We start from the raw sequence: 26,951 nt of genomic DNA on the forward strand, positions 1-26,951 counted from the left end.
TGCCCATTAACTCTCCTGCTCCCCTTTCCATTGTTGCCGCAGCAGTTCCCTAACCTTGCGCGAGGCGGCGCGGTGCGGGCCGTTCAGCCGCCCGGCCAGTCCGCATTGCCCGCTTGCTGCGATATCTGCGAGCGCGTCGTCGAGCGATGCGCGCACCATGGCCACATCGGCGCCGGCCGGCGCATCGGGCGCGGCAGGCGACAGCAGCCGCCACAACAAGCCTAGCGAAGCGTAATTGCGGATGTCGTACGCCATCGGCGGAACGCTGGCGGCCAGCGCTTCCAGCGCCTCGACAGACCGGAGCGTGATGCGCGCGGCCGATGCTTTCCCCATCGCGTGCACCATCACTTCCGGGTCGTCGAACGCGATCAGGCGGTTGGCCTGGTAACCGTGCGCCAGGAAGGCGCCGGACATCGCGCTGCCCACGATGAGACCGATCACCGGGTGGCCCGCCAGCCGCGCTTCCGCATACGCGCCCGCTGCCCCGGCCAGCGCCTGATGGATGCCGTACGCCTCCTCGGTCCGGCCATAAGCCTGGCTGGGGACGTCGATCACGGCGACGATGGGACGCTTCACCCGCGCCGCGCGGTCGGCCTGCATGACGGTTTGCACGGCCCGTGCCAGTTGCCAGCCTTCGACCAGGCCGATCTCGCCGCTGCGGGCGCGGACAAAGCGGTTGTCCGGGTCCGGCACCACGGCGATATAGCGCGCGGGCTGACCCGCCAGCATTGCGTCGGCCACCTGTACAGCAGCGCAATAACCCGGCACAAGTTCCGCGCCCTCTGTCAGGGCCGCCAGCCAGCGCCGGCCGCGGCTGCCACTGACACTGACACTGACACTGACACCGGCGTCAAGGTTGTCGCTGCGGCTGCGCGTCCCTACGCCGGCGCCGGTACCGGGATCGCCGCCAGCTGCGAGTTCGCCCATCTCATGCTTGGCGTGGATATTCATGACACCCCTCCTTTCGCGTAAATTGCGCGCACCTGCAGTGCGCTTGCCTGCGCCGATGCGTCCACCTGTTCAAGATCGGCCAGGAATGCCGCGTAGCGCGCGCTGCGCGGCTGCGCCGGCAGCTCTTGCCGGAACAGCTCCGCCAGCGTGGCGCGTATGGCGGCGGTGTCGTCCTGCACGCACCGGTCCGCCAGTTGCGCCTGGTGGCGCTGCTCGCCGCCCGTCAGGCTCCAGATCAGCGGCCGGTCGCGCGAATCGAATTCAGCGATGCCGGCCTCCTGCTCGATGACCTGCGGACCGTTCAGGCCCAGGCGCGCCTCGCCGGTGAGGATCAAATAGGAGCACAGCCCGGCAGCGATCGACATGCCGCCATAACACCCCACCGTGCCGGCGCTCACGCCGATGACGGGACGGTAGCGCCGCAGATCGACGATCGCCGCCTGGATCTCCGCGATGGCGGCCAGGCCCAGGTTGGCTTCCTGCAGCCGCACGCCGCCGGTCTCGAACAGGATCACCGCCTGTGTCGGCACGCCGTTGCGGTTGTCCTCTGCAGCCAGCTCCAGCGCGCCGGCGATCTTGGCGCCGCCCACTTCCCCCATGCTGCCGCCCTGGAAGGCGCCTTCAATCGCCAGCACCACCGTGGGCCGGCCATCCAGCGTTCCCTTGGCCACCACGACGCCGTCGTCCGCTTGCACCACGATGTTCTGCATGGCCAGCCAGGGCGACGTCATGCGGTCGAACGGCCCCGCCAGTTCGCGCATGCTGTTTTCGTCCAGCAGCGCCTTGGCGCGGCTGCGGGCGTTGCGCTCGATAAAACTGTCGCGCGCCAGGAGTTCGGACGTGCTCTGAGCTGTATGCTGAGTAGTGCTCATGGCCGCCCCGCATCGTCGTAAGCCTGTTCGATGCGCAAGCGCACCACACCGGGCGTCGCGCCGCTGTCGTGGATCTCGATATGCGCGGCAGGCAAGGCTGCGGCCGAGAACAGCCGGTCCAGCACTGCCTTCCAGGTCGCGCCGAAGCCGTTCACCGACGTCTGCACCAGCACCGTGGTGCGGCCCGCAGCCGCGGGTTCCAGCAATACTTCCAGGTCGCCCGAGCCGACTACGCCGGCCAGCGCGCGCCGCGCGGCCGGCAGCCCGGCCGCGTATTCAAACTGCAGTTGTTCCATGATCGCACTCCACTTCGTCGTTGATACCCTTGTTTTCCATCCGGTCCAGCAGCAGCGCCGCCGCCAGCAGGTCCGCCGCACCGCCGGGCGAAACGCCCAGCGCCAGCAGGTCCGCGTCCAGCACGCGCAAGGCCTGCCGCCCATCGCCGTTCGCCACGCCGCCAGCGTCCAGCACGCGGCGTGCGCCGCGCTGCGCCGCTTCCAGCGCGGGCCTGCCGCCGCGCGCCAGCAAACAGGTGTCGTCCAGTTGTGCCATCACGGCCAGCAGCGCGTTCAGGCGCGCCGCATCTTCGCCGTCCCCACGCAGGCGGGAGGCGCGCAGCATAGGCAGCGCAGCATGGATCACTTGCGGAAAACCTTGCTGCGCCTGCGAACGCGCGCCACCGACCCCATGCTGAAGACAGGCCAGCGCCCCTTTGTTGCCGGTAACAGCAGGCGCGTGCCGGTCGTGCAGCCTCGCCAGCGCCGCCGCCCGGTGCGCTACCGTGCTTGCTTGGCTGCGGCCGGCAGGCTGCGCGGCAGCGGTCACCAGCAGGCCTATCGCCCAGATCGCCCCGCGATGCGTGTTCACGCCGCCGGTGGCCTGCATCATTGCGCGCTCCGCGTCTCGGCCCGCAGCGCCGATGTACTCGCGCAGCGATTGAGGATCCGCGATGCGCTGGCCTGCCAGCGCCATCGCGTGGAAAGCGGGGCGCAGCGCGCGGGCCGAGTGGCACATCAGCAGCCAGTTCAGGTCCTCGTGGGCACCGTTGCCGCGCAAGTCGACCAGGCCGGGCTTGGGTGTCAGCGTGGCCTCGTCGATCAGCGCATCGACCGCCGCGTCGGCCAGCCAGCTTGCGAAACCGGAGCCGGTATGGATATCGTTGTCCAACAGATGTAAGGCGCTCATTACCAGCTCCTGAATTTGGCGGGTGGGTCATACAGGCCGCCGGACCATTCGACCAGTTCGGCGACGCTCTTGGCGGCCAGCAGCGAGCGGGTCGCTTCGCCGCGCTGCACGCCGATGTCTTCGGGCAGCGCAATCAGCCCTTCGCTGCGCAGGCGGGCGGTGTCCTTGGGGTTGTGCCGCAAGCCTATCGGCGTGACGCCGGCAACGGCAGCCAGCATGGCCTTGCGCTCTTCCAGCGAACGCGCCTTGTACAGATAGGCGATACCCTCTTCCGTAAGCACATGGGTCACGTCGTCGCCGTAGATCATCACCGGCGCCAGCGGCATGCCGGAGGCCTTGCCCACGGCGACCGCATCGAGCGATTCAACGATGGAAGGCTGGCCGCCGTCCTGGAAGGTTTCCACCATCTGCACCACCAGCTTCTTGCCGCGCGCCAGCGGGTCGTCGGTCTCGATCAGGTCCAGCCACGCCGGGGTCGGATGACGGCGGCCGTGCGGATCGTGGCCCATATTGGGCGCGCCGCCGAAACCGGTGAGCCGGCCGCGCGTGACCGTGGACGCGTTGGCCAGGCCGTCCATCTGCAGCGTGGAGCCGATGAACAGATCCACCGCGTACTGGCCGGCCAGTTGGCACAGCGCGCGGTTCGAGCGCATGGAGCCGTCGCGGCCGGTGAAGAACACGTCCGGACGCGCGGCGGCGTACGCTTCCATGCCCAGTTCCGCGCCGAAGCAGTGCACGCTCTCGACCCAGCCGCTTTCTATCGCCGGGATCAGCGTCGGGTGCGGATTGAGCGTCCAGTTGCGGCAGATCTTGCCCTTCAAGCCCAGTTGCTCGCCGTAGGTCGGCAGTATCAGTTCGATGGCCGCGGTGTTGAAGCCGATGCCGTGGTTGAGCGACTGGACCTGGTGCCGTTCGTACACGCCGCGTATCGCCATCATGGCCATCAGGATGTGCAGCGGCTTGACCAGGCGCGGATCGCGCGTGAACAGGGGCTCGATGTAGAAAGGCTTGTCCGACTGCACCACGAAGTCGATCCACGAGCCGGGTATGTCCACCCGCGGCAAGTCGCCCGGATGGTCGACGATCTGGTTGACCTGCGCGATCACGATGCCGTCGCGGAAGGCGCCCGCCTCCACCAGCGTCGGCGTGTCCTCGGTGCTCGGACCGGTGTACAGGTTGCCCTGGCGGTCCGCCATATAGCCTGCCACCATCACCACGTTGGGCGGCAGGTCCACGAACAGCCGCGCATACAACTCCACGTAGGTGTGGATGGCGCCCATCTCCAGCAACCCGTCCTGCAGGAACTGCGAGATGCGCAGGCTTTGCGCGCCGGCGAAGGCGAAATCGAGCTTGCGGGCGATGCCGCGTTCGAACAGGTCCAGGTGCTCGGGCAGGCTGACGCTGGGCATGATCAGGTGCAGCTGGTTGAGCAGGCCGGGATCGGCCTTGGCCAGCGCCCGCGCCAGGAAATCCGCCTGCTTCTGATTGTTACCTTCAAGTACTACCCGGTCGCCGCTGACAACGAGCCGCTCCAGCGCCTCGACAATGCGGTCGCTGCGCAGCACGGGACCGTCGCACAGGTGCGCGACGGCATCCAGGCGCCGCTGCTTCTCGGTCCTCCGCGTATCCCAGCGCCGGGCGGGCGCTGCTGCGGATGGTGTGGTGGGGTGCATTTGGGGTCTCCTCCGGTTCTGCGTTTGTTAGCACATAGAATAGAAAGAGAAGCCGGGGCGTACAATCAACCTGACCGATCAACGTTTACTCTCAAGGTAAACATCGACTACAATCGCGGCATGGCCATCGACGAAGAAATTACGCTTAAGAAATTGGAAGTATTCCTCGCGTTCATGCGCCTGGGCAGCCTTGCGCGCGTGTCGGAGGAAATGGGCCAGAGCACGGTGAGCGTGCACCGCGCGCTGCATACGCTGGAGGACGGCTTGCGTTGCCCGCTGTTCAAGCGCGAGGGCCGCAACCTGACTGCGCTGCCGACCGCCTACGCCTTTGCCAAGCATGCCCAGCGCGCCGTTGCCGAGTGCGAAGAAGGCATACGCAAAGTGCGGGAACTGGCGGGATTCGACGCCAGCCGCATACGGATAGGATCGCTTTATTCGCTGACCTTGCGCTGCATTCCGCAGTTGATGATCGCGCTCAAGATGCGCAAGCCGGACCTGCAGGTGGACCTGACGCTGGGCTCGAACGAGGACTTGCTGCGCAGCCTGGCCGAGGGGCGGCTGGACGCCATCGTGATCGGCGTGCAGTCGGCCATCGACGACAAGGAACTGGTGGCCGTGCCGCTGTTTGAAGACGAAGTGCAGCTGGCGGCGCCGCTGGGTTCACCCTATGCCGGCTTGGCCAAGGTCGACCTGCAAGCCATGCGCGGCGAGAAATTCATTACTCTTGGTGAAGGATTCGTGACGGCGGACAGTTTCCAGCACGCGTTCCAGCAGGCGGGCTTTGTGCCGGAAACGGCGATGCAGGTGGGGGATATTTTTTCGCTGATTAACCTGGTCAGCGGCGGCATCGGCTATAGCCTGCTGCCGCGCCGCGTGGCCGAATTCAGCGCGCGCATCCAGTTCATTCCGCTGGATGCGCGTTATGCTTCGCACCAGCAAATCACGCTGCTGGTGCCGCGCAGCCGCGAGCGCAGCCCGAATCTGCTGGCCCTGGCCGCTGAATGCCGGCTGTACGGCAAGCAGACGCCGCTGAAATAAGCGGAGCCTGGCGGCATTCTTCTGGCCGCATTCTTCTTATTCGCCGCGCTGGTGCACCTGCTTGCCGGCTGCGTAGGTGGCGCTGATGGCGCGGTCGTCGCCCAGCAGCGCCAGCGCGAACAGCAGCTCTTCCAGGCTGTTGGTGCGCGTGGTGCGGCGCTCGAGCAGCGGCGTCGCTTTCGGGTCGAGCACGATGAAGTCCGCCTCGGCACCCGCAACGAAGTTGCCTATCGTGCCTTCGAGCTGCATGCTGCGCGCGCCGCCCAGCGTGGCCAGGTAGAACATGCGCAGCGCCGGCATGTAGGTGCCGCCCATGCGCGCCACCTTGTAGGTCTCGTTCATGGTCTGCAGCATCGAGAACGAGGTGCCACCGCCGACGTCGGTCGCCAGGGACAAGGCCACTTTCGCCTTGTCGGCGCCCGCGAAGTCGAACAGGCCGCTACCCAGGAACAGATTGGAGGTCGCGCACATCGACACGGCGGCGCCGGTGGCGGCCATGCGCGCGCGGTCTTCATTGTCGAGCCAGATGCAATGCGCGTACATCGAGCGCGGACGCAGCATGCCGTACTTGTCGTACACGTCCAGGTAGCTGCGCGCTTTCGGGAACAGCGATTTGACCCATGCCACTTCATCGGTGTTCTCGGCCACGTGGGTCTGGACGAAGGTGTCCGGATAGGCTTGCGCCAGCTCGCCGGCCAGCTGCAGCTGCGCTTCGGTGGACGTCGGCGCAAAGCGCGGCGTCAGCGCGTACATATTGCGGCCCTTGTTGTGCCAGCGCCGGATCAGCTCCTCGCTTTCGCGCGCGCCGCTTTCGGCGGTGTCTTGCAGGAAGTCCGGGCAGTGACGGTCCATCATCACCTTGCCCGCCGCCATGCGCAGGTTGCGCTCTTCGCTGGCGCCGAAGAAGGCGTCCACCGATTCGGGATGCACGGTGCAGTACACCATGGCGGTGGTGGTGCCGCAGCGCAGCAGCTCGTCGAGGAAGAAGTCGGCCACGCCGCGCGCGTGCCCGGGGTCCTTGAACTGCCGCTCGGTCGGGAAGGTGTAGGTGTCCAGCCATGGCAGCAAGCCTGGCGCCGGCGAGGCGATCATGTCGGTCTGCGGGTAGTGGATGTGGGTGTCGATAAAGCCGGGCATGATGATCTTGCCGCGATAATCGCGCACCAGCGTGCCTTCGGGCAGCGTGGCTTTCAGCTGGTCGTAGTCGCCCGCCGCCAGCACGCGGCCCCCTTCCACTACCAGCAGGCCGTCTTCGTGCCAGCGGTGTGCCTGGTCGCCGAACGCGGGGTCTGCGGTGAAGTGCAGGATACTGGCGCGGAAGGCCTTCACCGTGGTCTCGTTTTGTATTTTGTTCATGATTGCTCGCGATTGCTGATGATTTTGGATGGATGGCGGCAGGGTTAGACGAACTCTGACCACATGCCATGGAAGGCTATCACCCGCCGTGCGCGCAGTCATATCGCCGCCCTTATGACGGCTATGCCTGCGGCGGCCGACCGCCTTGCCGCGATGCGCGGTACTGTCTCGTCTGTGTTCAAGGAGTCCGACCATGTGTGGCATCGTCGGCGTGTTTACGCACGCCTCTGCAAATCAAATCATCTACGATGCGCTGCTCCTGCTGCAGCATCGCGGCCAGCAGGCCGCAGGCATCGCCACCGACAACGACAGCGTGTTCGCCATGCACAAGGCGAACGGCCTGGTGACGGATGTTTTCCGTACGCGGAACATGCGTTCCCTCCGCGGCAACGCCGGCATCGGCCATTGCAGCTGCGCGGCCTACGGCCCATCGTGCGACGAGGAGGCGCAGCCCTTCTATGTCAACGCGCCCTTCGGCATCACGCTGGCGCACAACGGCTGCCTGGCCAACGGCGGTACGCTGCGCGACGAGCTGTCCGTGACGGGCAGGCGCCACATGAACACCGCGTCCGACGCGGAGGTGCTGCTGAACGTCTTGGCGCACGAACTGCACGCGGCCAGCAAGGGAGCGGGCTTCTCGGCCACGGCGCTGTTCGAGGCAGTGGCCGCGCTGCAAGCGCGCGTGCAAGGCTCCTACGCGGCGGTGGCGCAAATCGCGGGCCAGGGCTTGCTGGCGTTCCGCGATCCGCAAGGCGTGCGGCCGCTGTGCCTCGGCGAGCGCCAGACCGGTGGCGGCGCCGGCACGGAATATATGCTGGCCAGCGAATCCGTGGCGCTCGACGGCATGGGCTACCGCTTCCTGCGCGACGTGGCGCCCGGTGAAGCAGTGTTCATCAGCATGGACGGCACGTTGCGCACGAGCGGCCTGTGGGCCACCGCGCCCCACCCCGCCGCGCGTCCCAGCGCCTTCGAATTCGTCAGCCTGGCGAGGCCGGATTCGGTGATAGACGGCGCGTCGGTGTACGCGGCCCGGCTGAAGCTGGGCGAGCTGCTGGCCGAGCAGGTGCTCGAGGAACTGGATGCTACCGGCATCGACGTGGTCATGCCGGTGGACGACATTTCGCGCCCCGCCGCCATCCAGCTGGCGCTCAAGCTGGGCATCAAGTACCGCGAAGGCTTCATCCAGAACCGCTATCCCGGCCGCAGCTTCGAGCTGCCTGCGGGCGCGGCGCGGCGGGCGGTGAGCCAGCGCCTGAACGCGATCGCGTCCGAGTTCAAGGGGAAGCGCATCCTGCTGGTGGAAGACGCCATCGTCGATGGCGCGAGCAGCCGCGAAGTGGTGCAACTGGCACGCAACGCGGGGGCGAACTTCGTGGCGCTGGCATCGACCGCGCCGCCGGTGCTGCATCCGGACGTGTATGGGGTGGACTGGCCGGCGCGCCGCAAGCCCGCCGCGATGGGCGGCACGCGCGAAGAGATGCGCAGCACGGTGACGGCGGACGCACTGGTGTTCCAGACGCTGCCCGCGCTGAAAGCGGCCATCGCCAGCGCGTCTCCAGCCTTGCAGCAGCTGGAGACCTCTTGCTTCGATGGCGGCGACGGAAATTAAATGAGGTAATTAACTACCGCGATACGTGGAATACGCCCAAGGCGAAACGACGATAGGCACATGGTAGTTCTGGCCGGCGTCGGCGATGCCGAAGGCGATCACCACTTCGTCGATGAAACGCGGCGTCGGCACGTTCACGCCTTGCGCTGCGAAGTAGTCGCCAGCACCGAACACCAGTTCGTATTTGCCGATCCGGACTTCGTCGCCGGTCAGCAGCGGCTGTTCGCAGCGGCCGTCCTGATTGGTCGTGTCTGCCTTTAACAACACTTTCTCGCCGCCGTCCACGCGGTACAGCTTCACCTGTACGCCTGCGCCAGGCTTGCCCTGCGTGATATCCAAAACGTGTGTACTCAGCTTGCCCATAGTGTCTCGCTTTCTGTGTAGGGTTGAAACAGGAACTCCTGTATGAAAATCATATACGGCACAGTACTGTCGGATATACGCGGCAACGGATAACAACCATGAGCTCGGCGGACATAATCGGGTTTCCATATGAAAATAACAGGAGACACTGTATGAACGCATTACGAGTCGCGGCCACCGGCGCCGTCGCAACCCTGGCCTTCGCCACCGGCATGCAGCAGGCCAGCGCGGCCGACTGGAGCGACACATCGATCGGCTACCGCTACGGCACCCGTTTCGCCGAGCCGTACAACACCAAGGACCTCGACAAGCACATCGTGAACCTGACTCACGTCAACGGCTACAAGTACGGCAGCAACTACTTCAACGTCGATTTCCTGAGCTCGGACCGCGACGACGCCAACGCGCAGGAAGCCTATGTGCTGTACCGCCACACGCTGGACCTGGGCAAGGTCAGCGGCAAGGAATTCAAATTCGGCCCCGTGCGCGGCCTGGGCCTGACCGCCGGTTTCGACTGGAACACCAAGAACGACCACAGCTACGATTCGAAAAAGCGCATGCTGGTGGCCGGTCCCACGCTGATGATAGACGTGCCGGGCTTCCTCAACGTCAGCCTGCTGGCCGTATGGGAAAGCAACCAGCCGCTGGGCATCGCCAAGCGCTACACCTACGATACGCACGCGATGTTGAACGCCTCCTGGGGCATCCCGCTGGGCCAATCCGGCTTTGCCTTCGAGGGCTACGCCAACTGGCTCGGCCACAAGGGCAAGAACGAATTCGGCGGCCCGACCGCGCCGGAAGTGAACGTCGATGCGCAAGTGATGTACGACGTCAGCGGCCCTGCCGGCCTGAAGCCGAACACCCTGCGCGTCGGCCTGGAATACCAGTACTGGCGCAACAAGTTCGGCAATCCGCACAACGTGCCGGGCAGCCTGGCCAAGACCCCGATGGTCCGCGCCGAGTACCACTTCTAAAGCCTTAGCCTTTGCAACACGCCAGCCAGCCCTGCGGGGCTGGCTGGCAATACCTCGGCCACTTGCTGCTGTGTCCAGCCATACCCCTCTATCGCCTGACGCAAGGTCGCGATTGACTCTGCGCGCATCGGCAATAGCGCCGCTTCCTCATGGGGAAAACCCAAATCCGCAAAAACCTCGCCCGACGACTCGATGATTCTTTCATTCATGCCTTATTTTGCCTTAAGCAGCTCAGCAATCAAGGAAAAAACCGCGGGTCGCAGATCCAGCGCTTGATGGTCGTTGCGGTGATCGCGGCGGCGTCGCCGTGCTGCGGATTGATCAGGACATTGTATTCGTCGGGCACAATGACCGAGGGCACCAGCAGCAAGGCCGTGGCCCGCGATGCGATCCAGTCGTCGCCCGCCGCCCTGGCGCTCGTGCCGGCCGGGATCGCGTCCCAGCCTCCGGGCAGCGGGTCGAGCACCTGGCGCGCATCCCAAACGCTATCGGGAATGTCTGTCCGCACCAGGTAGCGATTGAATGGCAAGCCCTTGGTGCGGAGGTAATGCACCGTCTCGAGCGTGGCCAGCGCAATGCTGGTGGCGCAGTAGACGAGAGGCGTGCCTTTGCTGTTCCAGCGCCCGCCCGTCAGCTTCGCGCCGGTGCCGTTCAGATCATTTGCTGCGTATGCAGGCGCTTCGACGGCGATCCGCCAGACCGACACTGTCATGCGTAAGCGCCGCTCTGGCTCATGGACAGCAATTCGGCTACCAGCTTTTGCCCCTCGAAGGTGTCCATGTAACTGGCCGGGGTCTCGCCTGCCAGCGCCGGCAGCGGCGTGGTGAGCCAGTCCGATAGCCAGCGCGCAGGGTCAAAACCGGTGGGATCGCCAGACTGCTCGACCATGGTTTGCACCATGCCGATCAGTGTCTCAATGCCGAGCACCCGTTCAGACTCGTCCCTGGACAACGCGGCCGCGTCCTTCTCCTTGCGGCTGATCGTGGCGCGCGACAGCCCTAGGCTGGACAGCAAGTTTTCCTTGCTCATGCCCATGCGTGAAGACAGGCTGCCTATCACCGAGGCGGGGATGCCTTGCCGGATCATGGCAATGCGCGCTTGCGGATCGGCAAGCGCCGCAGTCTGGACATAGGTGCCGCTTGCTGCCACGCCGGCCAATTTGGCACGGGCGACGCGCGCCGTTGCCGCTCGTTTGACAGCGGTTTTGGGATTGGACATGACCGTCTCCTTTGAGACAACAGTCTAACTCAAATGAGGCGCAGCGCAAGGCCAGTACGCCCGGAACGCTGCCGTGCAAACGACCATTCCCCCGTGGTAACGCGTGTCAGCCTGATCCGACAAAGAGGCAGGCCATGCGCCGATGGGGTATGGCGGCCGGGGTTTGGATAATGTCGCCTGCTTCTGTTGTCCCAAAGTTATCCATGAAAATCGTAGATCAACGTTATATCGCCAGCGAGAACCGCTATTCCAGCCACCCTTGCCTGCTCAGCATAGTCGAGCTGGACGAATCACCCGCCGATGTACGCTCCATCACCTCGAAACTGAAAGCCATGCTGAAGGAACTTCCACAACTGGACAAGCTGATCAACACCATAGGGCCGGTGGATGCCGGGGCGGCGCCCGCCGGACATTTTCAGCTCGCGCGCCTGATCCAGGCCGTGACGCTCGAGCTGCAGCGCCTGGCCGGCAGCGAATTGATGGTCGGCTTCGTCGGCGCGCTGCCGCGCATGCCGGGCCGCTACCGCCTGGTGCTGCCCTACCGCATGAACAAGGTGGCGCTGGCCGCCGTCCACGCGGCGCTGGACGTGGTGGGCGCCGTGCGCGCCGGCCGCCGGGTCGACCTGCCGGCCGTGCTGGCCCGGCTACGCGCCTCGGCCGACCGCCGGGCGCTGGATCAAGACCGCTGCCGGGCGAAGAAGGACCAGACCAAGGCCGGCCCGTCCGGCGCCATCGGCGACGGGCCCAGCAGGCGCGGACGGCGCCAGGCCGATTGCGGCATGCCGTGACCGCCGCCCTGTACCGTCACCAGTTCCACCTCTGCCCTGCCGCCGTTGCGCCACGCGCGCTGCTCGACGTTCGCACCGGCAACGCCTACCGCCGGGATCTGCTGCGCCGCCGGTTCGCCGGCAATGCCGTTGATGTCAGCGAAATACTGGGCTGACTGTCCTGCCGAGCGCACGGTGCCGCCTTTGAAGAACAGGCCAAGCAGGCTGGACTCGCCACCATTGAAGGGTACCAGCGGGTCCTTGGTGCCGTTCATGATCATCACCGACGTGCCAGCACCCGCGGGTTTGCATTTGAAGTTCTCCGGCACGTGCACATTGGCCGACACCGCAGCGACCGCGCGGAAGCGCGACGGGGCCTCAAGCGCCAGCCGTATCGACATGAAGCCGCCCGAAGACACGCCGGTCGCAAAGACGCGGCCAGGGTCTGCGCCGGTTTCCGCAGCCAGTTTGCCGGCCAGCGCATCGAGAAAGCCGACGTCGTCGACCGGACGCCCTTGCACGCTGAAGTCGCCTATCGTGCTGCAGTCGTTCCAGTCGAAAGTGTAGGCGTCGGGATAGACCACCGCGAAACCATGCTGGTCGGCCAGGCGCTCGAAGCCATAGCCGGTTTCGGCGCGGATATCGGCGCTGTTTTGGCCGGAACCATGCATCACCAGCAACAGCGGCGCGCCGCCGGGCAGCCCTTTCGGCAGATAGGTCCGGTAGGTGCGCTGCAAGCCGCCCACTTCCATCGCGCCCTTGGCGACAGTGCCGGACAATTGCGGTACTTCGGCTGCCGGCGAATAAAGGAACCAGCCGAACAGCGCGCCGGCCACCGCCACCAGGGCGGCAACGCTCAGCAAGCAGAAACGCAGAACCCGCAGTGCTCGTTTCATGTCCGCTTACTCCACTTGGGTGAGGATCTTCTCGATGCCCTTGAGGCGGGCCTGGATGTCGGCCAGCGCGGCCGCCGTCTCGGCCTGCGCCGCAGCGGCCTTGGCGGCGATCTCGCGATAGTCCCTGTCCTGCGATGCGCGCGACCGGGACTGCACGATGGCGGCCACGTACTTCATGAAGAACACCAGCACGGCTGCCGCGCCGATGAAGAAAAATCCCGCGAAAAAGACGTTGTCGGTCATACAGGCCTCTACGATTCAGTATTGTTGGTCAAGGACTTCACCGCTTCGGCGATGGTGTCCGGCGTCAGCGCGAACTGGAAATTCGCCGCTTCGAAGTAATTGAGCGCTTTGCCGTCAGACGACAGTTCCAGCTGGCTGGTCACCAGCCCGGCCCCTTCCAGCTTCTGCAAATGCAGGTGCAGCAAGGGCCGGCTGATGCCCAGCTCGCGCGCCAGCTGGCTGACATAGTTGCGCCCGCCCGTCCGCAGCGCCGCGACAATGCGCAGCCGGTGCGGGTTGTCCAGCGCCGCAAGGGTCGCCAGCAAGCGGTCTCCGTCGACAAGTGATAGTTTTTTATTCACGTGTAAATAATAGCTGACATATGAAACAACATCAAGCCGGTGTGGACGAAAAAAAGCCCCTGACGTATCAGGGGCCCAAGTACAACTCGTCAGAACGCCAAACGGCTCAGACGAATTCGCCGACTTTGGCGACCACCGCGTCGCGCACCGAACCGCTGGTGACGAAGGAATGGGCCACTTGCACGTCGTTGTGGAACCAGCGGTCGCCGTCCAGGCACGCCGGGATCTGCTTGCGGATCTCGTCGTAAGCGGCTTGCGTGCCTTCGCCCAGCTTGAAGCCCGGCAGCAGGTCTTCCGTCATGGTCAGCGCCTGCGCGGCCAGCAGCATTTCAACGCCGATGATGTACTGCGTGTTGGCCACCACCGTCGCGGCCTTGCGCGCGCACCAGGTCGAATTGGACACGTGGTCTTCACTGTTGCCTTTGGATGGAATGCTGTCGACGCTGCCCGGCATGCTCAGCGTGCGGTTTTCCATCACCAGGGAACTGAGCGAGCACTGGATCACCGGATAGCCGGTGTTGACGCCACGGATGCCGCTCATCAGGTTGCGCGGCAGGCCCCACGACAGGGTCGGGTCGATCAGTCGGGCGACGCGGCGCTCGCAGATGCTGCCCAGGTCCGTCACTGCCATGGCCAGCAGGTCCATCGCTTGCGCCAGGTACTGGCCGTGGAAGTTGCCGCCCGAGATGATCTCGAAACCGCCGCCGTCCTTGCCGAAGATCAGCGGGTTGTCGGTGGCCGAGTTGATCTCGTTCTTGACGATGGTGTCGATGTAATCCAGCGCGTCGAACACGGGGCCATACACTTGCGGCGTGCAGCGCAGCGAGTACACGTCCTGGATGCGGGCCGTGTATGGGATGTCGGTGCGGCGCAGTTCGTCCGGGAACTGCACGGCGCGCGCCTCATGGGTGGTGCGGGTCGAACCCTTGAGCAGCTTGCGCACCACTTTCGCGGTCTTGATCTGGCCGGGATGCGGGCGCGCTTGCTGGATGCGCGGGTCGAACGCGGCCATCTCGGCGCGCATCGCTTCCAGGGTCAGGCCCAGCGACAGGCAGGCGTCGGTCAGCAAGTTGCGCGCGTCGTCGGTGGCCAGCACGGCCACGGCCAGCGAGGCGGTGCAGCCGTTGATCAGGGCCGATGCGTCCTTCGCCTTCAGGTCGAATTTCACCGGGCCGATTTCGGACCTGGTGATCGCTTCGGCGGCCGACATGCGTTTGCCGTCGTACATCACTTCGGCCTGCTCGAAACCGGCGATGGCCGCTGCCAGGTAGGCCAGCGGCGCCAGGTCGCCGGACGCGCCGACGGAGCCCTTCTGCGGCATGATGGGATGGATGCCGGCGTTGATGAAGGCCAGCAGGCGGTCCACCACTTCCACGCGCGGTGCCGAGTAGTTGGAGGCGAAGGCGTTCGCGCGCAGCAGCATGGTGGCGCGGCTCACCTCTTCCGGGAACGGCTCGCCGATGCCGCCGCTGTGGGCCATGATCAGCTGTGTCTGGAACAGTTCGATATGCTCGACCTTGATGCGGGTGTCCTTCAGCATGCCGACGCCGGTGTTGAAGCTGTACATCATCGGCGCTTCGTCGTGCATCCACGTCGCTTCGATGTAGTCGCGGCTTTCCTTCAGGGCGGCGCGCGACGAGGCGGCCAGTTCCACTTTGGCGTGCGGCGCGCGCGCCACGGCGATCACCTGCTCCGCAGTGAGGTTGAAGCCGTCAATAGTTACGGTAGTCATGTCAGTTTCCTTCTTGTAGAGGCGTCATTCCCGCGCAAGGCTGGTCGCCTGCGCGGAAATCCATACTGTGCCGAGCCGGATGCCCGCTATGGATTCCCGTTTTCACGGGAATGACAGGTCGTCAGTTCGCGCCGGACTCGAACCAGGTGCCGATCAGCTGGCGTTCGGTGTCCGTCATTTGCGTCATGTTCGCCAGCGGCATGTCCTTGTTCTGCACGGCGCGCTGGTAGATCTTGGCGGCGTGCTGCCTGGTCAGCTCCGGCGTGTCGAGCATCACGCCGCCGGGAGGCGATGCGAAGCCGGCTTGCGTAGGCTGGGCCGAGTGGCACGAAACGCAGCGCGCCGTCACCACTTGCTGCACGGCGCTGATGTCATGGCCGGAGCGGGCGACATCGGCAGCGCTGGGAGCAGCAGCTGCGTCGGCGTGGCCGTCGGCATGCGCGGCCGCAGGCTGCGCGGCGAGTGCCTTGCGCGGCGCCGGAGCGATGGCGACCGCCACGGCGACCAGCAGGGCCACGCCGGCGATGGGGAAGCCGATCGACACTTTGCCCGCGTGGCGCAGGTTGAAGAAGTGGCGGATCAGCACGCCGGCGGCCATGATGGCGCCGAGGATCAGCCAGCTGAACGAATGGCTGTAGGTCATCGCGTAGTGGTTGCTGATCATGATCAGCAGCACCGGCAGCGTGAAGTAGTTGTTGTGCACCGAACGCACCTTGGCGCGCTTGCCGTAGATGGGATCGGGCGCCTGGCCTTTTTCCATCGCCTCCACCAGCTTGCGCTGGCCGGGGATGATCACGAACAGCACGTTACCGACCATCATGGTGCCTATCATCGCGCCAACGTGGATGTAGGCTGCGCGGCCGCTCAGGGTGTGCGTCAGCACGTAGGCTGCGGCGACGATCAGCACGAACAGCACGGAGCCCAGGACGGCAGGCTTCTCGCCCAGCGGCGATTTGCACAACAGGTCGTAGACGATCCAGCCGCCGGCCAGCGTGCCCAGGCCCACGGCCACGGCTTGCAGGGACGACAGGTCGGCCACGTTTTTGTCGATCATCATCGCCGAGGCGTTGAAGTAGTAGACGATGAACAGCATCGCGAAGCCGCTCAGCCAGGTCGCATACGCTTCCCATTTGAACCAGTGCAGATCCGCCGGCAATTCGGCGGGAGCAACCAGGTATTTTTGCGGATTGTAGAAACCGCCGCCGTGCACGGCCCACAGCTCGCCGCTGACGCCCTGCTTGGCAAGCGGACTGCCAGCCTTGGGCGGCCGGATCGAGTTGTCGAGCCAGACGAAGTAAAACGATGCGCCGATCCACGCTATGCCGGTGATCAAATGCAGCCAGCGTACCAGGAGATTGAGCCACTCCACCCCATACGATCCGAATAAAGCTTCCATGAATTTTCCAATTAGTCTGTTCATCTGCCTCTGGCGGGCACTTCAGATGAGCGAGGTATCACCCTCCGGAACGATCGTTATCCTGCCGCCGCTACGATCGTGATGACCTTGAGTCATCAACCTGCCCCCGGCCATGGAAAGTGTCTCCTCTCTTGCCGGGATGATGGAACGATAGCCGTCTTGTCCGCGCCAGTCCTGCACTTGCACATATAACTCGCATACGTTTCGGGTTATAGCTGTTTCGGCCCCGGATATGCGACTCTGTTATGCATAAGTTCAAATATCCAACCTTGGGAGACCGTCATGTCCAGATTGCCAGAACACCTAGATATCCACCTGATCCGCATTTTGTACCTGCTGCTGTGCGAGAAAAACGTCTCGCGCGTCGCGCTCAAACTGAATCAGCCGCAGCCCTCCATCTCCGCTTCGCTGCGCAAATTGCGGGAGCTCACCGGCGACCCGCTGCTGGTGCGCGGCGGGCGCGGCATGGTGCCGACGCAGCACGGCGAGAGCCTGCTGATACCGGCCAAGCGCATCCTCGATGAAACCGAAAGCCTGTTCAGCCCCAAGACGGCCTTCGTGCCGCAGGAGGAAGCGCGCACCTTCCACATCGCCGCGCCGGACTACATGAACACGCAGTTCTTCACCGAGGTGATCGCCCGCGTGCGGCGCGAGTCGCCCAAGAGCCGCCTGGTCATCCACGCGCTGGGACCGGACGCCGACTATGTGCGGCTGCTGTCGGACGGCGAACTGGACCTGGTGGTCGCCAACTGGGACGAACCGCCGCACCACCTGCACATCTCGAAACTGTTCGACGATCCCATCGTGTGCCTGATGCGCGCCAACAGCGCCTACGCGCGGCGCACGCCCACGGACGGCATGACGATCGAGGATTACCTGACCTTGCCGCACGCGGCGCCGGCGCTGATCCTGCCCGGCTACCACGGCAACATCGACGCCTTCCTGGAGCAGCAGAACATGGAGCGCAACATTGTGGTGGAGTCCGCGCACTTCCGCATGCTGCCCTACATCGTGGCGCAGACCGACCTGGTGCTGACGGCCGGCCAGCAGTTCGCCAGCTTCTACGAGAATTTGCTGGGGCTGAAATCGTACAAGGTGCCGGTGAAATTCCCGCCGCTGCGCTTCTACCAGCTGTGGCACGAGCGCGCCCACCACGCGACCGAGCACAAATGGCTGCGCGCGCAAATCAGCACGGCCGCGCGCCTGCTGGCGAAATAGCAGCCGCCCTATGGGTTCCCGCCTGCGCGGCAACGACAGCGGCAGCCGTGTCATTCCCATGCAGCCGTGTCATTCCCAAGCAGACGTGTCATTCCCAAGCAGACGTGTCATTCCCGCGCAGGCGGGAATCCATACGACATAGGCCCACGAGCACAGTAGCTATCGGCACGACGATATATGTCCCGGCATCCTGACCTCTATTATCAAATAGCCACCACCCAGATCACCCAACATGGAGCGGGCCGCCACCGAAGCGGTCCGAATGCACGATGACGACTCTGAAGCAACTGAACACCTGCGACGTGCTGGCTTTCAGCGCGACCCTGCACGGCCTGTACGAGCACTCGCCCTGGATACCGCAGCGCGCCGCGGCCCAGCGCCCTTTCCGCACCGTGGATGCCTTGAAGCTGGCCTTGCAGAAGGTGGTGGCCGAAGCCACGCGCAACGAGCAACTGGGGCTGATCCGCGTCCACCCGGAGCTGGCGGGCAAGGCCGCCGTGGCGGGCGAGCTGACGCCGGAATCGACCGGTGAACAGGCCAAGGCCGGCCTGCACCTGTGCAGCCCTGAGGAGTTCGCGGTGCTGCAGGAGCTGAACGCGGCCTACAACGACAGGTTCACCTTCCCCTTCATCATCGCGGTCAAGGGCGCCGACGGACAGGGACTGACGCGCCAGGCCATCATTGCCGCCTTCCGCCGCCGCCTGCGCAACCAGATCGAGGACGAAATCGGCGAAGCGCTGCGCCAGATCAACCGCATCGCCGAGATGCGCCTGAACGCGCTGCTGCAGCTCGAACCCGCCATGGGCAAGGCCATCATGGCCTGGGCCGAACAGATCGGCGCCCTGAGCGAAGACGCGCAGGGCCTGACCTGCACCTATATGACGCCCACCCACCGCGCCACCGCCGTGCAGCTGGCGCAATGGATGCGCGAGGCGGGCATGCACGCGCACATCGACGCCGTCGGCAACGTGGTGGGCCGCTACCTGTCCACCGACCCGCAGGCGCGCACCCTGCTCACCGGTTCGCACTACGACACGGTGCGCAACGGCGGCAAGTACGACGGCCGCCAAGGCATCCTGACCGCCATCGCCGTGGTCAAGCAGCTGCACGAACGCGGCGAGACGCTGCCCTTCCACTTCGAAGTGATCGCCTTCTCGGAAGAGGAAGGCGTGCGCTTCAAAAGCACCTTCCTGGGCAGCAGCGCCGTGATCGGCCAGTTCGACCCGGCCCTGCTGGACCTGCGCGACCGCGAGGGCGTGCTGCTGCGCGACGTGCTGGCCGAAGCGGGACAGGACGTGAACACCATCGCCGCCATCGCGCGCGACCCGGCCGACCTGCTGGGTTATATCGAAGTCCATATAGAACAAGGCCCGGTGCTGCTCGACCGCGGCCTGCCGGTGGGCGTGGTGACGTCGATCGCCGGCAGCAGGCGTTTCCTGGTGGAGCTCAAGGGCGTCGCCAGCCATGCCGGCACCACGCCCATGGGCATGCGCAAGGACGCGGCTGCAGCCGCCGCCGAAATCGTGCTGTACGTGGAACAACGTTGTTCGCAAGGCCAGGCGCAGTGTTCGGATTCAGCGCTGGTGGGCACCGTGGGCCAGCTGCAAGTGCCGGGCGGATCGACCAATGTCATTCCCGGCGCGTGCACCTTCTCGCTCGACATCCGCGCCGCCAACGACGCCGCGCGCGACGCGGCGGTGGCCGACATCCTGGCGCGCATCGACCAGGTGTGTCAACGGCGCCACATCGACGTCAACATTGAACAAACCGTTTCAGCCAGCTCGGCGCCCTGCGCGCCCTGGCTCATGCAGCAGATCGCGGCCGCCACCGAACGGGCTGGCGTCCCCGCATTCCAGCTCGCGTCCGGCGCCGGCCACGACGCCATGCTGATGGCCCGCATTACCGATGTGGCCATGCTGTTCACGCGCTGCGGCAACGGCGGCATCTCCCACAATCCGCTGGAGACGATGACCGCCGACGACGCCGACGTCGCCGCCCGCATCCTGCTCGACTTCCTGCGCCATTTCAAGGCCAGACCGGCCCGCGCCGGCAAGGGCAATGCGGACTATACCGAAAAACAGATAAGCAATATACCCCAGCAAATAAGCTGAGAAGGAGACCATCAACGATATTACGGATACACAAGCGCGTCGCGAAAGCGGCCGGGCGCCACATTTGTCCACTCGCAAGAAGTGGAATTTCGGGCGGATAAAAACTAAACACGAGACAAACCAAAATGAACATCCTGGATAACTACTTCAAGCTCACGGAGAACGGCAGCAACGTTCGCACGGAGGTGCTGGCCGGCCTCACCACCTTCCTGACGATGGCTTACATCATCTTCGTCAACCCCTCCATCCTCGGCGACGCCGGCATGCCCAAGGACTCCGTCTTTGTGGCCACCTGCGTGGCGGCGGCCGTCGGCACCCTGATCATGGGCCTGTACGCCAATTTCCCGATCGGCCTGGCTCCCGGCATGGGCTTGAACGCCTACTTCGCCTACGGCGTCGTCAAAGGCATGGGCTTCCCCTGGGAAGCGGCGCTGGGCGCGGTCTTCATCTCCGGCTGCTGCTTCCTGGTGGTCAGCCTGCTGCGCATCCGCGAAAAAATCATGAACGCCATCCCGGCCTCGCTGCGCACGGCGATCCCGGCCGGCGTGGGCTTGTTCCTGGCGCTGATCTCGCTGAAGAACTCGGGCATCGTGGTCGCCAGCCCTGCCACCTTCGTCACCATGGGCAACCTGCATGAACCGGCGCCCATCCTGGCCATCGTCGGCTTCCTGGTCATCGTCGCGCTGGACCGCCTGAAAGTGACCGGCGCCCTGCTGATCGGCATCATGACCGTGACGGTGCTGAGCTTCTTCTTCGCCGGCAACCAGTTCCACGGCGTGGTCTCCATGCCGCCGTCGATAGCGCCGACCGCCTTCAAGCTCGACATCATCGGCGCCATCTCGCACGGCCTGCTGAACGTGGTGCTGGTGTTCTTCCTGGTTGAACTGTTCGACGCGACCGGCACCCTGATGGGCGTGGCGCAGCGCGCGGGCCTGATGAAAGACGGCAAACTGCCGCCTGCCATGAACAAGGCCCTGCTGGCCGACTCCGGCGCCATCATCGCCGGCGCCGTGATGGGCACCTCGAGCACCACCGCCTTCATCGAAAGCGCGGCCGGCGTGCAAGCGGGCGGCCGCACCGGCCTGACCGCCGTCACCGTGGCCGTGCTGTTCCTGCTGGCGCTCTTCATCGCCCCGCTGGCCGGCGTGGTACCGGCGTACGCCACCGCCCCGGCACTGTTCTTCGTGGCCTGCCTGATGCTGCGCGAACTGGCTGAAATCAACTGGGCCGAAACCACGGAAAGCATTCCCGCCGTGATCACCGCGCTGGTGATGCCATTCACCTATTCGATCGCCAACGGCCTGGCGCTGGGCTTCATCAGCTACGCCGCGTTGAAGCTGCTGACCGGCAAGCACAAGGAAGTCAGCGGCATGATCTGGGGCATCGCAGGCGTCTTCCTGTTCAAGACGATCTACATCGCCGGCTGAAGCAGGGCTGGCATGAAACAATGTAAGGAGTAGCATATGTCTCAACCGATTCGTTTTTACTATCAGGGGCGCGTACAAGAAGTCGCGTCCGCATCGCCCACCCGCACGGTGCTCCAGCACCTGCGCGAGGACCTGCACTGCACCGGCACCAAGGAAGGCTGCGCCGAAGGCGACTGCGGCGCCTGCACCGTCGTCATCGGCTCGCTGGTGGACGGTGAACTGGAAATGCGCAACGTGAACTCGTGCATCCAGTTCCTGCCCACGCTGGACGGCAAGGCCGTGTTCTCGGTGGAGGACCTCAAGCAAAAGGACGGCGCCCTGCACCCGGTGCAGCAAGCGCTGGTCGAGTGCCACGGTTCGCAATGCGGCTTCTGCACGCCGGGCTTCGCGATGTCCTTGTGGAGCTTGTACCTCAAGCAAGAGGAACAGACGGCGCCCCTGTGCCGAAAACAAATCGACGAGACCTTGTCCGGTAACCTGTGCCGCTGCACCGGTTACCGGCCAATTATCGATGCCGCACACCGCATGGGCGAATTGCCGCCCGTGAGCTTTGACCGGGAGGCCCTGGTGGCCGCCCTGCAAGACCTGCAGCGAGACACCATGTTCAGCTATACCCACGACGGCCAGTCCTTCCACGCGCCGCGCACGCTGGCCGAGCTGGCCACGCTGCGCACGGCCAAGCCCGGCGCCACCATCCTGGCAGGTTCCACCGACGTGGGCCTGTGGGTGACCAAGCAGATGCGCAACCTGGGCGACGTGATCTACGTGCGCCAGGTGAAGGAGCTGCACAGCATGGGCACCGTGGACGGCATGCTGGAAATCGGCGCCGCCGTGTCGCTGGACGACGCCTACAAGGCCGTCTGCGACATCTACCAGGACGCCTCGCTGCACGAGCTGTGGCAGCGCTTCGCTTCGCAGCCCATCCGCAGCACCGGCACCCTGGGCGGCAGCGTCGCCAACGGTTCGCCGATCGGCGACTCCGCGCCGTGGATGATCGTTCTGGGCGCAGAGATCGTGCTGAACGGCTCGCAAGGCCGCCGCAGCATGCTGCTGCAGGACTTCTACCTGGACTACATGAAGAAAGACTGGCAGCCGGGCGAATTCGTGGAAGCGGTGCGCATCCCGCTGCCGAAGGCGAACCAGCAGTTCCGCACCTACAAGCTGGCCAAGCGCTACGACCAGGACATTTCCGCCGTCGCCGCCGCCTACGCCATCACGCTGGAAAACGGCATCGTGCGCGACGCGCACATCGCCTACGGCGGCATGGCCGCCACCTCCAGGCGCGCCCCGCTGGCCGAAGCCGCGATCAACGGCAAGCCATGGAATGAAGAAACGCTGAAAGCGGGCATGGCCGCGCTGGCGCGGGACTACACGCCGCTGACCGATATGCGCGCGTCCGCCAATTACCGCATGAAGACCGCGCAGAATCTGCTGCGCCGCTTCTGGCTGGAATCGCGCCCTGAAGGCGCGCTGCCCGCCGCCTCCATCAACGCGTTCGCATTCAAGGAAAGGAGCGCAGCATGAACAGTAAATCCGAAGCGTTCATGACCGTCGGCGCGGCCCAGGGCTGGGCCGAAGTGGGCCAGAACCACCCGCACGAGTCGGCCATCCTGCACGTGCTGGGCGAAGCCACCTACACCGACGACATCCCGGAGGCGCAAGGCACGCTGCACGCCGCGCTGGGCCTCTCGGCCAAGGCGCACGCGCGCATCCTGTCGCTCAACCTCGAGCCGGTGAAAGCCATGCCGGGCGTGATCGCCGTGTACACCTACAAGGACATCCCAGGCACCAATGACTGCGGCCCCATCATCCACGACGATCCGATACTGGCAGAAGAAAAGGTCGAATACGTGGGCCAGCCCGTCTTCATCGTCGTCGCCGAAACGCACGACCAGGCGCGCCATGCCGCGCGCAAGGCCGACATCCAGTACGAAGAACTGCCAGCCATCCTGACGCCCGAAGCAGCGCGCGACGCCGAATCCTTCGTCGTGCCACCAATGCGCTTGACGCGCGGCGACGCCCAGGCGGCCTTCGAGCGTTCCAGGCATGTCCTGAAAGGCAAGCTACACGTCGGCGGCCAGGAGCAGTTCTACCTGGAAGGCCAGATCTCCTACGCGCTGCCGAAGGAAGGCAATGGCATGCACGTCTACTGCTCGACGCAGCACCCGACCGAGATGCAGCACGTGGTATCGCACGCCCTGCACTACCCTGCGCACGCGGTGGTGGTTGAATGCCGCCGCATGGGCGGCGCCTTCGGCGGCAAGGAATCGCAGTCCGCGCTGTGGGCCGCCTGCGCCGCCGTCAGCGCCGCGCACCTGAAGCGCCCCGTCAAGCTGCGCGCCGACCGCGACGACGACATGATGGTGACCGGCAAGCGCCACTGCTTCTACTACGAGTACGAGATGGGCTACGACGACGACGGCCGGATCACCGCCGCCAAAGTGCAGATGGTGACGCGCGCCGGTTTCTCGGCCGACCTGTCCGCGCCGGTCGCCACGCGCGCCATCTGCCACTTCGACAATACCTACTACCTGAGCGATTGCGACATCCGCGCCATGGCGGGCAAGACCAACACCCAGTCGAATACCGCCTTCCGCGGTTTCGGCGGGCCGCAAGGCGCCATCGCCATCGAATACATCGTCGACGAGATCGCGCGCAACCTGGGCAAGGACGCGCTGGACGTGCGCAAGGTGAACTTCTACGGCCGCAACGACGAGGAAGGCCGCAACACCACCCAGTACGGCCAGAAGGTGGTCGACAATGTGATCCATGAGCTGGTGGGCCAGCTGGAAGCAGACAGCGCCTACCGCGCGCGCCGCGAAGCGATCCGCGCGTTCAACGCGACCAGCCCGGTGCTGAAAAAAGGCCTGGCGCTGACACCGGTGAAATTCGGCATCGCCTTCAACGTCACCCACTTCAACCAGGCCGGCGCGCTGGTGCACATCTACACCGACGGTTCGGTGCTGGTGAACCACGGCGGCACCGAAATGGGCCAAGGCATCAACACCAAGGTATGCCAGGTGGTGGCGCATGAACTGGGTATTCCGATGGCGCGCGTGCGCGCCACGGCCACCGACACCAGCAAGGTCGCCAACACCTCGGCCACGGCCGCCTCGACCGGCGCCGACTTGAACGGCAAGGCCGCGCAGGACGCCGCGGCGACGCTGAACCGCCGCCTGCGCGAGTTCGCCGCCAAGACCTGCGGCTGCGACGCCGCGGCGGTCGTGTTCGCCAACGGCGTGGTCTACGCCGGCGAAACGACGATGAGCTTCCCGGACCTGGTGCAGAAAGCCTACCTGGCCCGCGTGCAGCTGTGGTCCGACGGCTTCTACGCCACGCCTGGCCTGAGCTGGGACCGCGAGACCATGAACGGCAATCCCTTCGGCTACTACGCTTACGGCGCCTCGGTGTCCGAAGTGGTGGTCGACACCTTGACCGGCGAATGGAAGCTGCTGAGAGTGAACGCCCTCTACGACGCGGGCAACTCGCTGAACCCGGCCATCGACATCGGCCAGGTGGAAGGCGCTTTCATCCAGGGCATGGGCTGGCTGACGACCGAGGAACTTTGGTGGAACAAGGCGGGCAAGCTGATGACGCATGCGCCGTCGACCTACAAGATTCCGGGCGTGTCCGATTGCCCTGAAGACTTCGACGTGCAACTGTTCAAGAACCGCAACGCCTTCGACAGCATCCACCGCTCGAAAGCGGTGGGCGAGCCGCCGCTGCTGCTGCCGTTCTCGGTCTTCCTGGCGATCCGCGACGCGGTGGCGTCGGTGGGCGACTACCGCGTCAACCCGCCGCTGCGCGCGCCCGCGACCAGCGAAGCGATCCTCGACGCGGTGGAAGCCGTGCGCGAACAGGCCGGGGCGGCGTAAGGACCAGCCCCCCGAGCTGAAGAAGCCGCTGCGTGACTTGCAGCGGCTTTTTTTTTGCCGGGCTGCGCCAACCGGCCGCTGATATTCTAAGATCTGCCCATGAAGAACGCCTTCTGTCTCGCCCTGCTCCTGCTGCAAGCGGCCCCCGCCTTCGGCACCGACCGGGTGCTGCGCGTCTGCAGCCTTCACCTTGCGCCGCAAACCATGCAGAGTGCGGACGGTTCGCCCACCGGGTATGCGGTCGAGATACTCCAGCATGTCGCCCGCAAACTGCAGTGGAGCATACGGATCGACTATATGCCCTGGGCGCGCGTGGTGTCGGAAACCCGCGCCGGGCGGTGCGACATGGCGATGACGGTGCTGCAATTCAAGGACTACGCCGAATTCATGCTGTTTCCGCACGAATCCATCCTCGACCAGAAGAACGTGCTGGTGGTGCGGCGCGGCAGCAAGATCAGGTACGACGGCAATCTTGAGCAGTTCATGCGCCAGCATTCGATCGGCCTTTATGTGGACAAGCGCGTCAACGACAAATTCGAGCGATTGCGCGCCGCCCCCTGGGCCAGGGTCGACACGGCGCCCAGCGCCGTGCTGAATACGAAGAAGCTGCTCTTCAGGCGCTTCGACGCCATCATCGAAAACGACTTAAGCGTGATATTCGAAATGCGCAAGCTGGGACAGCTGGACGACATTGAAATCCTGTCGCCGCCGCTCAGCGTGACGCCCGCCTATATCGTCTTCTCGCAGACGCCGGAATCGAAGGCGCGGTCGAGGAAGTATGACGAAGCGCTGGCCAATTTCAAGAAAACCGCCAGGTTCAAAGCGCTGACCAACCGCTATCTGCCCGAAACGAGCGTGGCGGACTAGCTCCCCTCATGCAAGGCAAAAACCTCCTTGGCCGCGAACACGCCGTTCAGCGCCGCCGGAAAGCCGGCGTACAAACTCATTTGCAGCATGGTCTCGATGATTTCGCTGCGCGACAGGCCGACGTTCAGCGCGGCCGCGATATGCACCTTCAATTGCGGCTGCGCCGTTCCCATGGCGGTCAGCGCGGCGACGGTGGCCAGTTCACGCTGTTGCAGCGTCAGGCCCGGGCGCGAATAAATGTCGCCGAAGCCGAACTCGATGATGTATTTGCCCAGGTCCGGGCTGATATCGGCCAGCGATGCGATCACCTTGTCGCCAGCCATGCCGTCCACTTCCCTTAGCCGTTCCAGTCCCCGTTCATAACGCGTGCTTTCCATGCTGTTTCTCCTGTGATTGCAGTTCATTTTCCAAAGTGGAGTACAGCGCAATTTTGTGATGGAGATAGGCCAGCGTTTCCTGCATCGCCTTCAGATTCGCCTCGACGGCTTCGGCATGCAGGGCCAGCATGGCTTTGCGTTCGGCCACGCTGGGCAGCTGCTCGCCCTGCTCCCGCAATTGCGCATAACGCTGCATCTCTTCGATCGACATGCCGGTGGCGCGCAGGCGCAGCAAGAAGGCTATCCAGCTGAGATCGTCCGCCCGGTACAGGCGGTGGCCGTTGCTGCGGCGCGGAATCGGCTTGATCAGCCCGATCCGCTCGTAATAGCGCAGCGTGTGGACGGTCAGCCCGCAGGCCTCGGCAGTCTGTTGTATCGTGAGAGATGCAGTCATGGAGCACATGGTAGAAGTTGGAGCGCACTCGAAGTCAAGCGCATGCA

Annotated in this window: 27 protein-coding genes; 10 read left to right on the plus strand and 17 right to left on the minus strand. The window is 64.9% G+C overall.

Going from position 1 to position 26,951, the window contains the following annotated elements:
• Nucleotides 1-6: 6 nt before the first annotated feature.
• The 5 genes from mdcE to mdcA are packed head-to-tail and all read right to left on the minus strand — an operon-like array spanning nucleotide 7 to nucleotide 4,681.
• Complete coding sequence (gene mdcE / locus ACSQ8Y_RS13515; protein WP_436266988.1) at nucleotides 7-951, minus strand: biotin-independent malonate decarboxylase subunit gamma; 945 nt, start codon at nucleotides 949-951, stop codon at nucleotides 7-9.
• Complete coding sequence (locus ACSQ8Y_RS13520; protein ID WP_436266989.1) at nucleotides 948-1,823, minus strand: biotin-independent malonate decarboxylase subunit beta; 876 nt, start codon at nucleotides 1,821-1,823, stop codon at nucleotides 948-950. Before ACSQ8Y_RS13520 ends, mdcE begins: the two co-directional genes overlap by 4 nt.
• Complete coding sequence (locus ACSQ8Y_RS13525; protein ID WP_436266990.1) at nucleotides 1,820-2,119, minus strand: malonate decarboxylase subunit delta; 300 nt, start codon at nucleotides 2,117-2,119, stop codon at nucleotides 1,820-1,822. The genes ACSQ8Y_RS13520 and ACSQ8Y_RS13525 overlap by 4 nt, the downstream gene beginning before the upstream one ends.
• Nucleotides 2,100-3,008 (minus strand): triphosphoribosyl-dephospho-CoA synthase, encoded by a 909-nt coding sequence (locus ACSQ8Y_RS13530; RefSeq protein WP_436266991.1) that lies wholly within the window; start codon nucleotides 3,006-3,008, stop codon nucleotides 2,100-2,102. Before ACSQ8Y_RS13530 ends, ACSQ8Y_RS13525 begins: the two co-directional genes overlap by 20 nt.
• The gene (gene mdcA, locus ACSQ8Y_RS13535) at nucleotides 3,008-4,681 is read right to left on the minus strand and encodes a malonate decarboxylase subunit alpha (protein ID WP_436266992.1); all 1,674 of its coding nucleotides are present in this window, start codon (nucleotides 4,679-4,681) and stop codon (nucleotides 3,008-3,010) included. Before mdcA ends, ACSQ8Y_RS13530 begins: the two co-directional genes overlap by 1 nt.
• Before the next feature lie 120 nt (nucleotides 4,682-4,801).
• On the opposite strand from mdcA, the gene ACSQ8Y_RS13540 reads away from it, so the two are divergent.
• Nucleotides 4,802-5,719 (plus strand): LysR family transcriptional regulator, encoded by a 918-nt coding sequence (locus ACSQ8Y_RS13540; RefSeq protein WP_436266993.1) that lies wholly within the window; start codon nucleotides 4,802-4,804, stop codon nucleotides 5,717-5,719.
• Between the two features lie 36 nt (nucleotides 5,720-5,755).
• Here the strand turns inward: ACSQ8Y_RS13540 and guaD are convergent, their stop codons facing one another.
• Nucleotides 5,756-7,075, minus strand: coding sequence for a guanine deaminase (gene guaD / locus ACSQ8Y_RS13545; protein WP_436266994.1), 1,320 nt, complete (start codon nucleotides 7,073-7,075; stop codon nucleotides 5,756-5,758).
• Nucleotides 7,076-7,268: 193 nt separating this feature from the next.
• Between guaD and purF the strand changes: the two genes are divergently transcribed.
• Nucleotides 7,269-8,684 carry an amidophosphoribosyltransferase gene (purF, locus tag ACSQ8Y_RS13550; RefSeq protein ID WP_436266995.1) on the plus strand — a complete coding sequence of 472 codons (1,416 nt, stop codon included), beginning with the start codon at nucleotides 7,269-7,271 and terminating at the stop codon, nucleotides 8,682-8,684.
• Nucleotides 8,685-8,693: 9 nt separating this feature from the next.
• On the opposite strand, the gene uraH is transcribed toward purF, so the two are convergent.
• On the minus strand, nucleotides 8,694-9,047 hold the full coding sequence (gene uraH, locus ACSQ8Y_RS13555) for a hydroxyisourate hydrolase (RefSeq protein WP_436266996.1): 354 nt from the start codon (nucleotides 9,045-9,047) through the stop codon (nucleotides 8,694-8,696).
• A 152-nt stretch (nucleotides 9,048-9,199) separates the two neighbouring features.
• Between uraH and ACSQ8Y_RS13560 the strand changes: the two genes are divergently transcribed.
• Entirely contained in the window at nucleotides 9,200-10,021 is an 822-nt protein-coding gene (locus ACSQ8Y_RS13560; protein ID WP_436266997.1) for an outer envelope protein, read from the plus strand.
• On the opposite strand, the gene ACSQ8Y_RS13565 is transcribed toward ACSQ8Y_RS13560, so the two are convergent.
• Genes ACSQ8Y_RS13565 through ACSQ8Y_RS13575 form a run of 3 tightly spaced genes read right to left on the minus strand, consistent with a single transcriptional unit; the run spans nucleotide 10,018 to nucleotide 11,239 of the window.
• A complete protein-coding gene (locus ACSQ8Y_RS13565) occupies nucleotides 10,018-10,230 on the minus strand; it encodes a hypothetical protein (protein WP_436266998.1) in 213 nt (70 codons plus the stop codon). The genes ACSQ8Y_RS13560 and ACSQ8Y_RS13565 overlap by 4 nt on opposite strands.
• A gap of 29 nt (nucleotides 10,231-10,259) precedes the next feature.
• On the minus strand, nucleotides 10,260-10,733 hold the full coding sequence (locus ACSQ8Y_RS13570) for an RES family NAD+ phosphorylase (protein ID WP_436266999.1): 474 nt from the start codon (nucleotides 10,731-10,733) through the stop codon (nucleotides 10,260-10,262).
• Complete coding sequence (locus tag ACSQ8Y_RS13575; protein WP_436267000.1) at nucleotides 10,730-11,239, minus strand: antitoxin Xre-like helix-turn-helix domain-containing protein; 510 nt, start codon at nucleotides 11,237-11,239, stop codon at nucleotides 10,730-10,732. The genes ACSQ8Y_RS13570 and ACSQ8Y_RS13575 overlap by 4 nt, the downstream gene beginning before the upstream one ends.
• A gap of 203 nt (nucleotides 11,240-11,442) precedes the next feature.
• Here ACSQ8Y_RS13575 and ACSQ8Y_RS13580 point away from each other — a divergent pair, with 203 nt between their 5' ends.
• Complete coding sequence (locus ACSQ8Y_RS13580) at nucleotides 11,443-12,027, plus strand: hypothetical protein (RefSeq protein WP_436267001.1); 585 nt, start codon at nucleotides 11,443-11,445, stop codon at nucleotides 12,025-12,027.
• Here ACSQ8Y_RS13580 and ACSQ8Y_RS13585 read toward each other — a convergent pair.
• The 5 genes from ACSQ8Y_RS13585 to ACSQ8Y_RS13605 all read right to left on the minus strand — a co-directional run bounded on the left by ACSQ8Y_RS13585 (nucleotide 11,916) and on the right by ACSQ8Y_RS13605 (nucleotide 16,614).
• Nucleotides 11,916-12,902 (minus strand): alpha/beta hydrolase family esterase, encoded by a 987-nt coding sequence (locus tag ACSQ8Y_RS13585; protein WP_436267002.1) that lies wholly within the window; start codon nucleotides 12,900-12,902, stop codon nucleotides 11,916-11,918. The genes ACSQ8Y_RS13580 and ACSQ8Y_RS13585 overlap by 112 nt on opposite strands.
• 6 nt (nucleotides 12,903-12,908) lie before the next feature.
• Nucleotides 12,909-13,145, minus strand: coding sequence for a hypothetical protein (locus ACSQ8Y_RS13590; RefSeq protein ID WP_436267003.1), 237 nt, complete (start codon nucleotides 13,143-13,145; stop codon nucleotides 12,909-12,911).
• A gap of 8 nt (nucleotides 13,146-13,153) precedes the next feature.
• A complete protein-coding gene (locus tag ACSQ8Y_RS13595) occupies nucleotides 13,154-13,450 on the minus strand; it encodes an ArsR/SmtB family transcription factor (protein WP_436267004.1) in 297 nt (98 codons plus the stop codon).
• A gap of 142 nt (nucleotides 13,451-13,592) precedes the next feature.
• Nucleotides 13,593-15,218 carry an HAL/PAL/TAL family ammonia-lyase gene (locus ACSQ8Y_RS13600; protein ID WP_436267005.1) on the minus strand — a complete coding sequence of 542 codons (1,626 nt, stop codon included), beginning with the start codon at nucleotides 15,216-15,218 and terminating at the stop codon, nucleotides 13,593-13,595.
• Nucleotides 15,219-15,339: 121 nt separating this feature from the next.
• A complete protein-coding gene (locus tag ACSQ8Y_RS13605; RefSeq protein WP_436267006.1) occupies nucleotides 15,340-16,614 on the minus strand; it encodes a urate hydroxylase PuuD in 1,275 nt (424 codons plus the stop codon).
• Nucleotides 16,615-16,917: 303 nt separating this feature from the next.
• On the opposite strand from ACSQ8Y_RS13605, the gene ACSQ8Y_RS13610 reads away from it, so the two are divergent.
• The 6 genes from ACSQ8Y_RS13610 (at nucleotide 16,918) to ACSQ8Y_RS13635 (ending at nucleotide 26,133) form a co-directional block, all read left to right on the plus strand.
• Nucleotides 16,918-17,853, plus strand: coding sequence for a LysR family transcriptional regulator (locus tag ACSQ8Y_RS13610; RefSeq protein ID WP_436267007.1), 936 nt, complete (start codon nucleotides 16,918-16,920; stop codon nucleotides 17,851-17,853).
• 269 nt (nucleotides 17,854-18,122) lie between these two features.
• On the plus strand, nucleotides 18,123-19,964 hold the full coding sequence (locus tag ACSQ8Y_RS13615; protein ID WP_436267008.1) for an allantoate amidohydrolase: 1,842 nt from the start codon (nucleotides 18,123-18,125) through the stop codon (nucleotides 19,962-19,964).
• A 125-nt stretch (nucleotides 19,965-20,089) separates the two neighbouring features.
• Entirely contained in the window at nucleotides 20,090-21,391 is a 1,302-nt protein-coding gene (locus ACSQ8Y_RS13620) for an NCS2 family permease (protein ID WP_436267009.1), read from the plus strand.
• Nucleotides 21,392-21,427: 36 nt separating this feature from the next.
• On the plus strand, nucleotides 21,428-22,915 hold the full coding sequence (gene xdhA, locus ACSQ8Y_RS13625) for a xanthine dehydrogenase small subunit (RefSeq protein ID WP_436267010.1): 1,488 nt from the start codon (nucleotides 21,428-21,430) through the stop codon (nucleotides 22,913-22,915).
• Complete coding sequence (gene xdhB, locus ACSQ8Y_RS13630; protein ID WP_436267011.1) at nucleotides 22,912-25,266, plus strand: xanthine dehydrogenase molybdopterin binding subunit; 2,355 nt, start codon at nucleotides 22,912-22,914, stop codon at nucleotides 25,264-25,266. The genes xdhA and xdhB overlap by 4 nt, the downstream gene beginning before the upstream one ends.
• 99 nt (nucleotides 25,267-25,365) lie before the next feature.
• The gene (locus ACSQ8Y_RS13635) at nucleotides 25,366-26,133 is read left to right on the plus strand and encodes a substrate-binding periplasmic protein (protein WP_436267012.1); all 768 of its coding nucleotides are present in this window, start codon (nucleotides 25,366-25,368) and stop codon (nucleotides 26,131-26,133) included.
• On the opposite strand, the gene ACSQ8Y_RS13640 is transcribed toward ACSQ8Y_RS13635, so the two are convergent.
• A complete protein-coding gene (locus tag ACSQ8Y_RS13640) occupies nucleotides 26,130-26,510 on the minus strand; it encodes a carboxymuconolactone decarboxylase family protein (RefSeq protein ID WP_436267013.1) in 381 nt (126 codons plus the stop codon). The two genes, ACSQ8Y_RS13635 and ACSQ8Y_RS13640, sit on opposite strands and share 4 nt — an antisense overlap.
• On the minus strand, nucleotides 26,491-26,913 hold the full coding sequence (locus tag ACSQ8Y_RS13645; RefSeq protein WP_436267014.1) for a MerR family transcriptional regulator: 423 nt from the start codon (nucleotides 26,911-26,913) through the stop codon (nucleotides 26,491-26,493). Before ACSQ8Y_RS13645 ends, ACSQ8Y_RS13640 begins: the two co-directional genes overlap by 20 nt.
• Nucleotides 26,914-26,951 lie beyond the last annotated feature (38 nt).

This window comes from Pseudoduganella sp. LjRoot289 (assembly GCF_964252925.1).
Classification (GTDB): domain Bacteria; phylum Pseudomonadota; class Gammaproteobacteria; order Burkholderiales; family Burkholderiaceae_D; genus Rugamonas.

Excerpts from the sequence above, each read along its gene's own strand:
- ACSQ8Y_RS13635 (WP_436267012.1), top strand. The coding sequence starts at position 25,366 with ATGAAGAACGCCTTCTGTCTCGCCCTGCTCCTGCTGCAAGCGGCCCCC.
- ACSQ8Y_RS13580 (WP_436267001.1), top strand. The coding sequence starts at position 11,443 with ATGAAAATCGTAGATCAACGTTATATCGCCAGCGAGAACCGCTATTCC.
- mdcE (WP_436266988.1), bottom strand. The coding sequence starts at position 951 with ATGAATATCCACGCCAAGCATGAGATGGGCGAACTCGCAGCTGGCGGC.
- ACSQ8Y_RS13520 (WP_436266989.1), bottom strand. The coding sequence starts at position 1,823 with ATGAGCACTACTCAGCATACAGCTCAGAGCACGTCCGAACTCCTGGCG.
- ACSQ8Y_RS13570 (WP_436266999.1), bottom strand. The coding sequence starts at position 10,733 with ATGACAGTGTCGGTCTGGCGGATCGCCGTCGAAGCGCCTGCATACGCA.
- ACSQ8Y_RS13565 (WP_436266998.1), bottom strand. The coding sequence starts at position 10,230 with ATGAATGAAAGAATCATCGAGTCGTCGGGCGAGGTTTTTGCGGATTTG.
- mdcA (WP_436266992.1), bottom strand. The coding sequence starts at position 4,681 with ATGCACCCCACCACACCATCCGCAGCAGCGCCCGCCCGGCGCTGGGAT.
- ACSQ8Y_RS13620 (WP_436267009.1), top strand. The coding sequence starts at position 20,090 with ATGAACATCCTGGATAACTACTTCAAGCTCACGGAGAACGGCAGCAAC.
- ACSQ8Y_RS13615 (WP_436267008.1), top strand. The coding sequence starts at position 18,123 with ATGACGACTCTGAAGCAACTGAACACCTGCGACGTGCTGGCTTTCAGC.
- ACSQ8Y_RS13640 (WP_436267013.1), bottom strand. The coding sequence starts at position 26,510 with ATGGAAAGCACGCGTTATGAACGGGGACTGGAACGGCTAAGGGAAGTG.
- guaD (WP_436266994.1), bottom strand. The coding sequence starts at position 7,075 with ATGAACAAAATACAAAACGAGACCACGGTGAAGGCCTTCCGCGCCAGT.
- ACSQ8Y_RS13645 (WP_436267014.1), bottom strand. The coding sequence starts at position 26,913 with ATGTGCTCCATGACTGCATCTCTCACGATACAACAGACTGCCGAGGCC.
- ACSQ8Y_RS13575 (WP_436267000.1), bottom strand. The coding sequence starts at position 11,239 with ATGTCCAATCCCAAAACCGCTGTCAAACGAGCGGCAACGGCGCGCGTC.
- xdhB (WP_436267011.1), top strand. The coding sequence starts at position 22,912 with ATGAACAGTAAATCCGAAGCGTTCATGACCGTCGGCGCGGCCCAGGGC.
- ACSQ8Y_RS13530 (WP_436266991.1), bottom strand. The coding sequence starts at position 3,008 with ATGAGCGCCTTACATCTGTTGGACAACGATATCCATACCGGCTCCGGT.
- purF (WP_436266995.1), top strand. The coding sequence starts at position 7,269 with ATGTGTGGCATCGTCGGCGTGTTTACGCACGCCTCTGCAAATCAAATC.
- ACSQ8Y_RS13610 (WP_436267007.1), top strand. The coding sequence starts at position 16,918 with ATGTCCAGATTGCCAGAACACCTAGATATCCACCTGATCCGCATTTTG.
- xdhA (WP_436267010.1), top strand. The coding sequence starts at position 21,428 with ATGTCTCAACCGATTCGTTTTTACTATCAGGGGCGCGTACAAGAAGTC.
- ACSQ8Y_RS13540 (WP_436266993.1), top strand. The coding sequence starts at position 4,802 with ATGGCCATCGACGAAGAAATTACGCTTAAGAAATTGGAAGTATTCCTC.
- ACSQ8Y_RS13585 (WP_436267002.1), bottom strand. The coding sequence starts at position 12,902 with ATGAAACGAGCACTGCGGGTTCTGCGTTTCTGCTTGCTGAGCGTTGCC.
- ACSQ8Y_RS13560 (WP_436266997.1), top strand. The coding sequence starts at position 9,200 with ATGAACGCATTACGAGTCGCGGCCACCGGCGCCGTCGCAACCCTGGCC.
- ACSQ8Y_RS13600 (WP_436267005.1), bottom strand. The coding sequence starts at position 15,218 with ATGACTACCGTAACTATTGACGGCTTCAACCTCACTGCGGAGCAGGTG.
- uraH (WP_436266996.1), bottom strand. The coding sequence starts at position 9,047 with ATGGGCAAGCTGAGTACACACGTTTTGGATATCACGCAGGGCAAGCCT.
- ACSQ8Y_RS13605 (WP_436267006.1), bottom strand. The coding sequence starts at position 16,614 with ATGGAAGCTTTATTCGGATCGTATGGGGTGGAGTGGCTCAATCTCCTG.
- ACSQ8Y_RS13525 (WP_436266990.1), bottom strand. The coding sequence starts at position 2,119 with ATGGAACAACTGCAGTTTGAATACGCGGCCGGGCTGCCGGCCGCGCGG.
- ACSQ8Y_RS13590 (WP_436267003.1), bottom strand. The coding sequence starts at position 13,145 with ATGACCGACAACGTCTTTTTCGCGGGATTTTTCTTCATCGGCGCGGCA.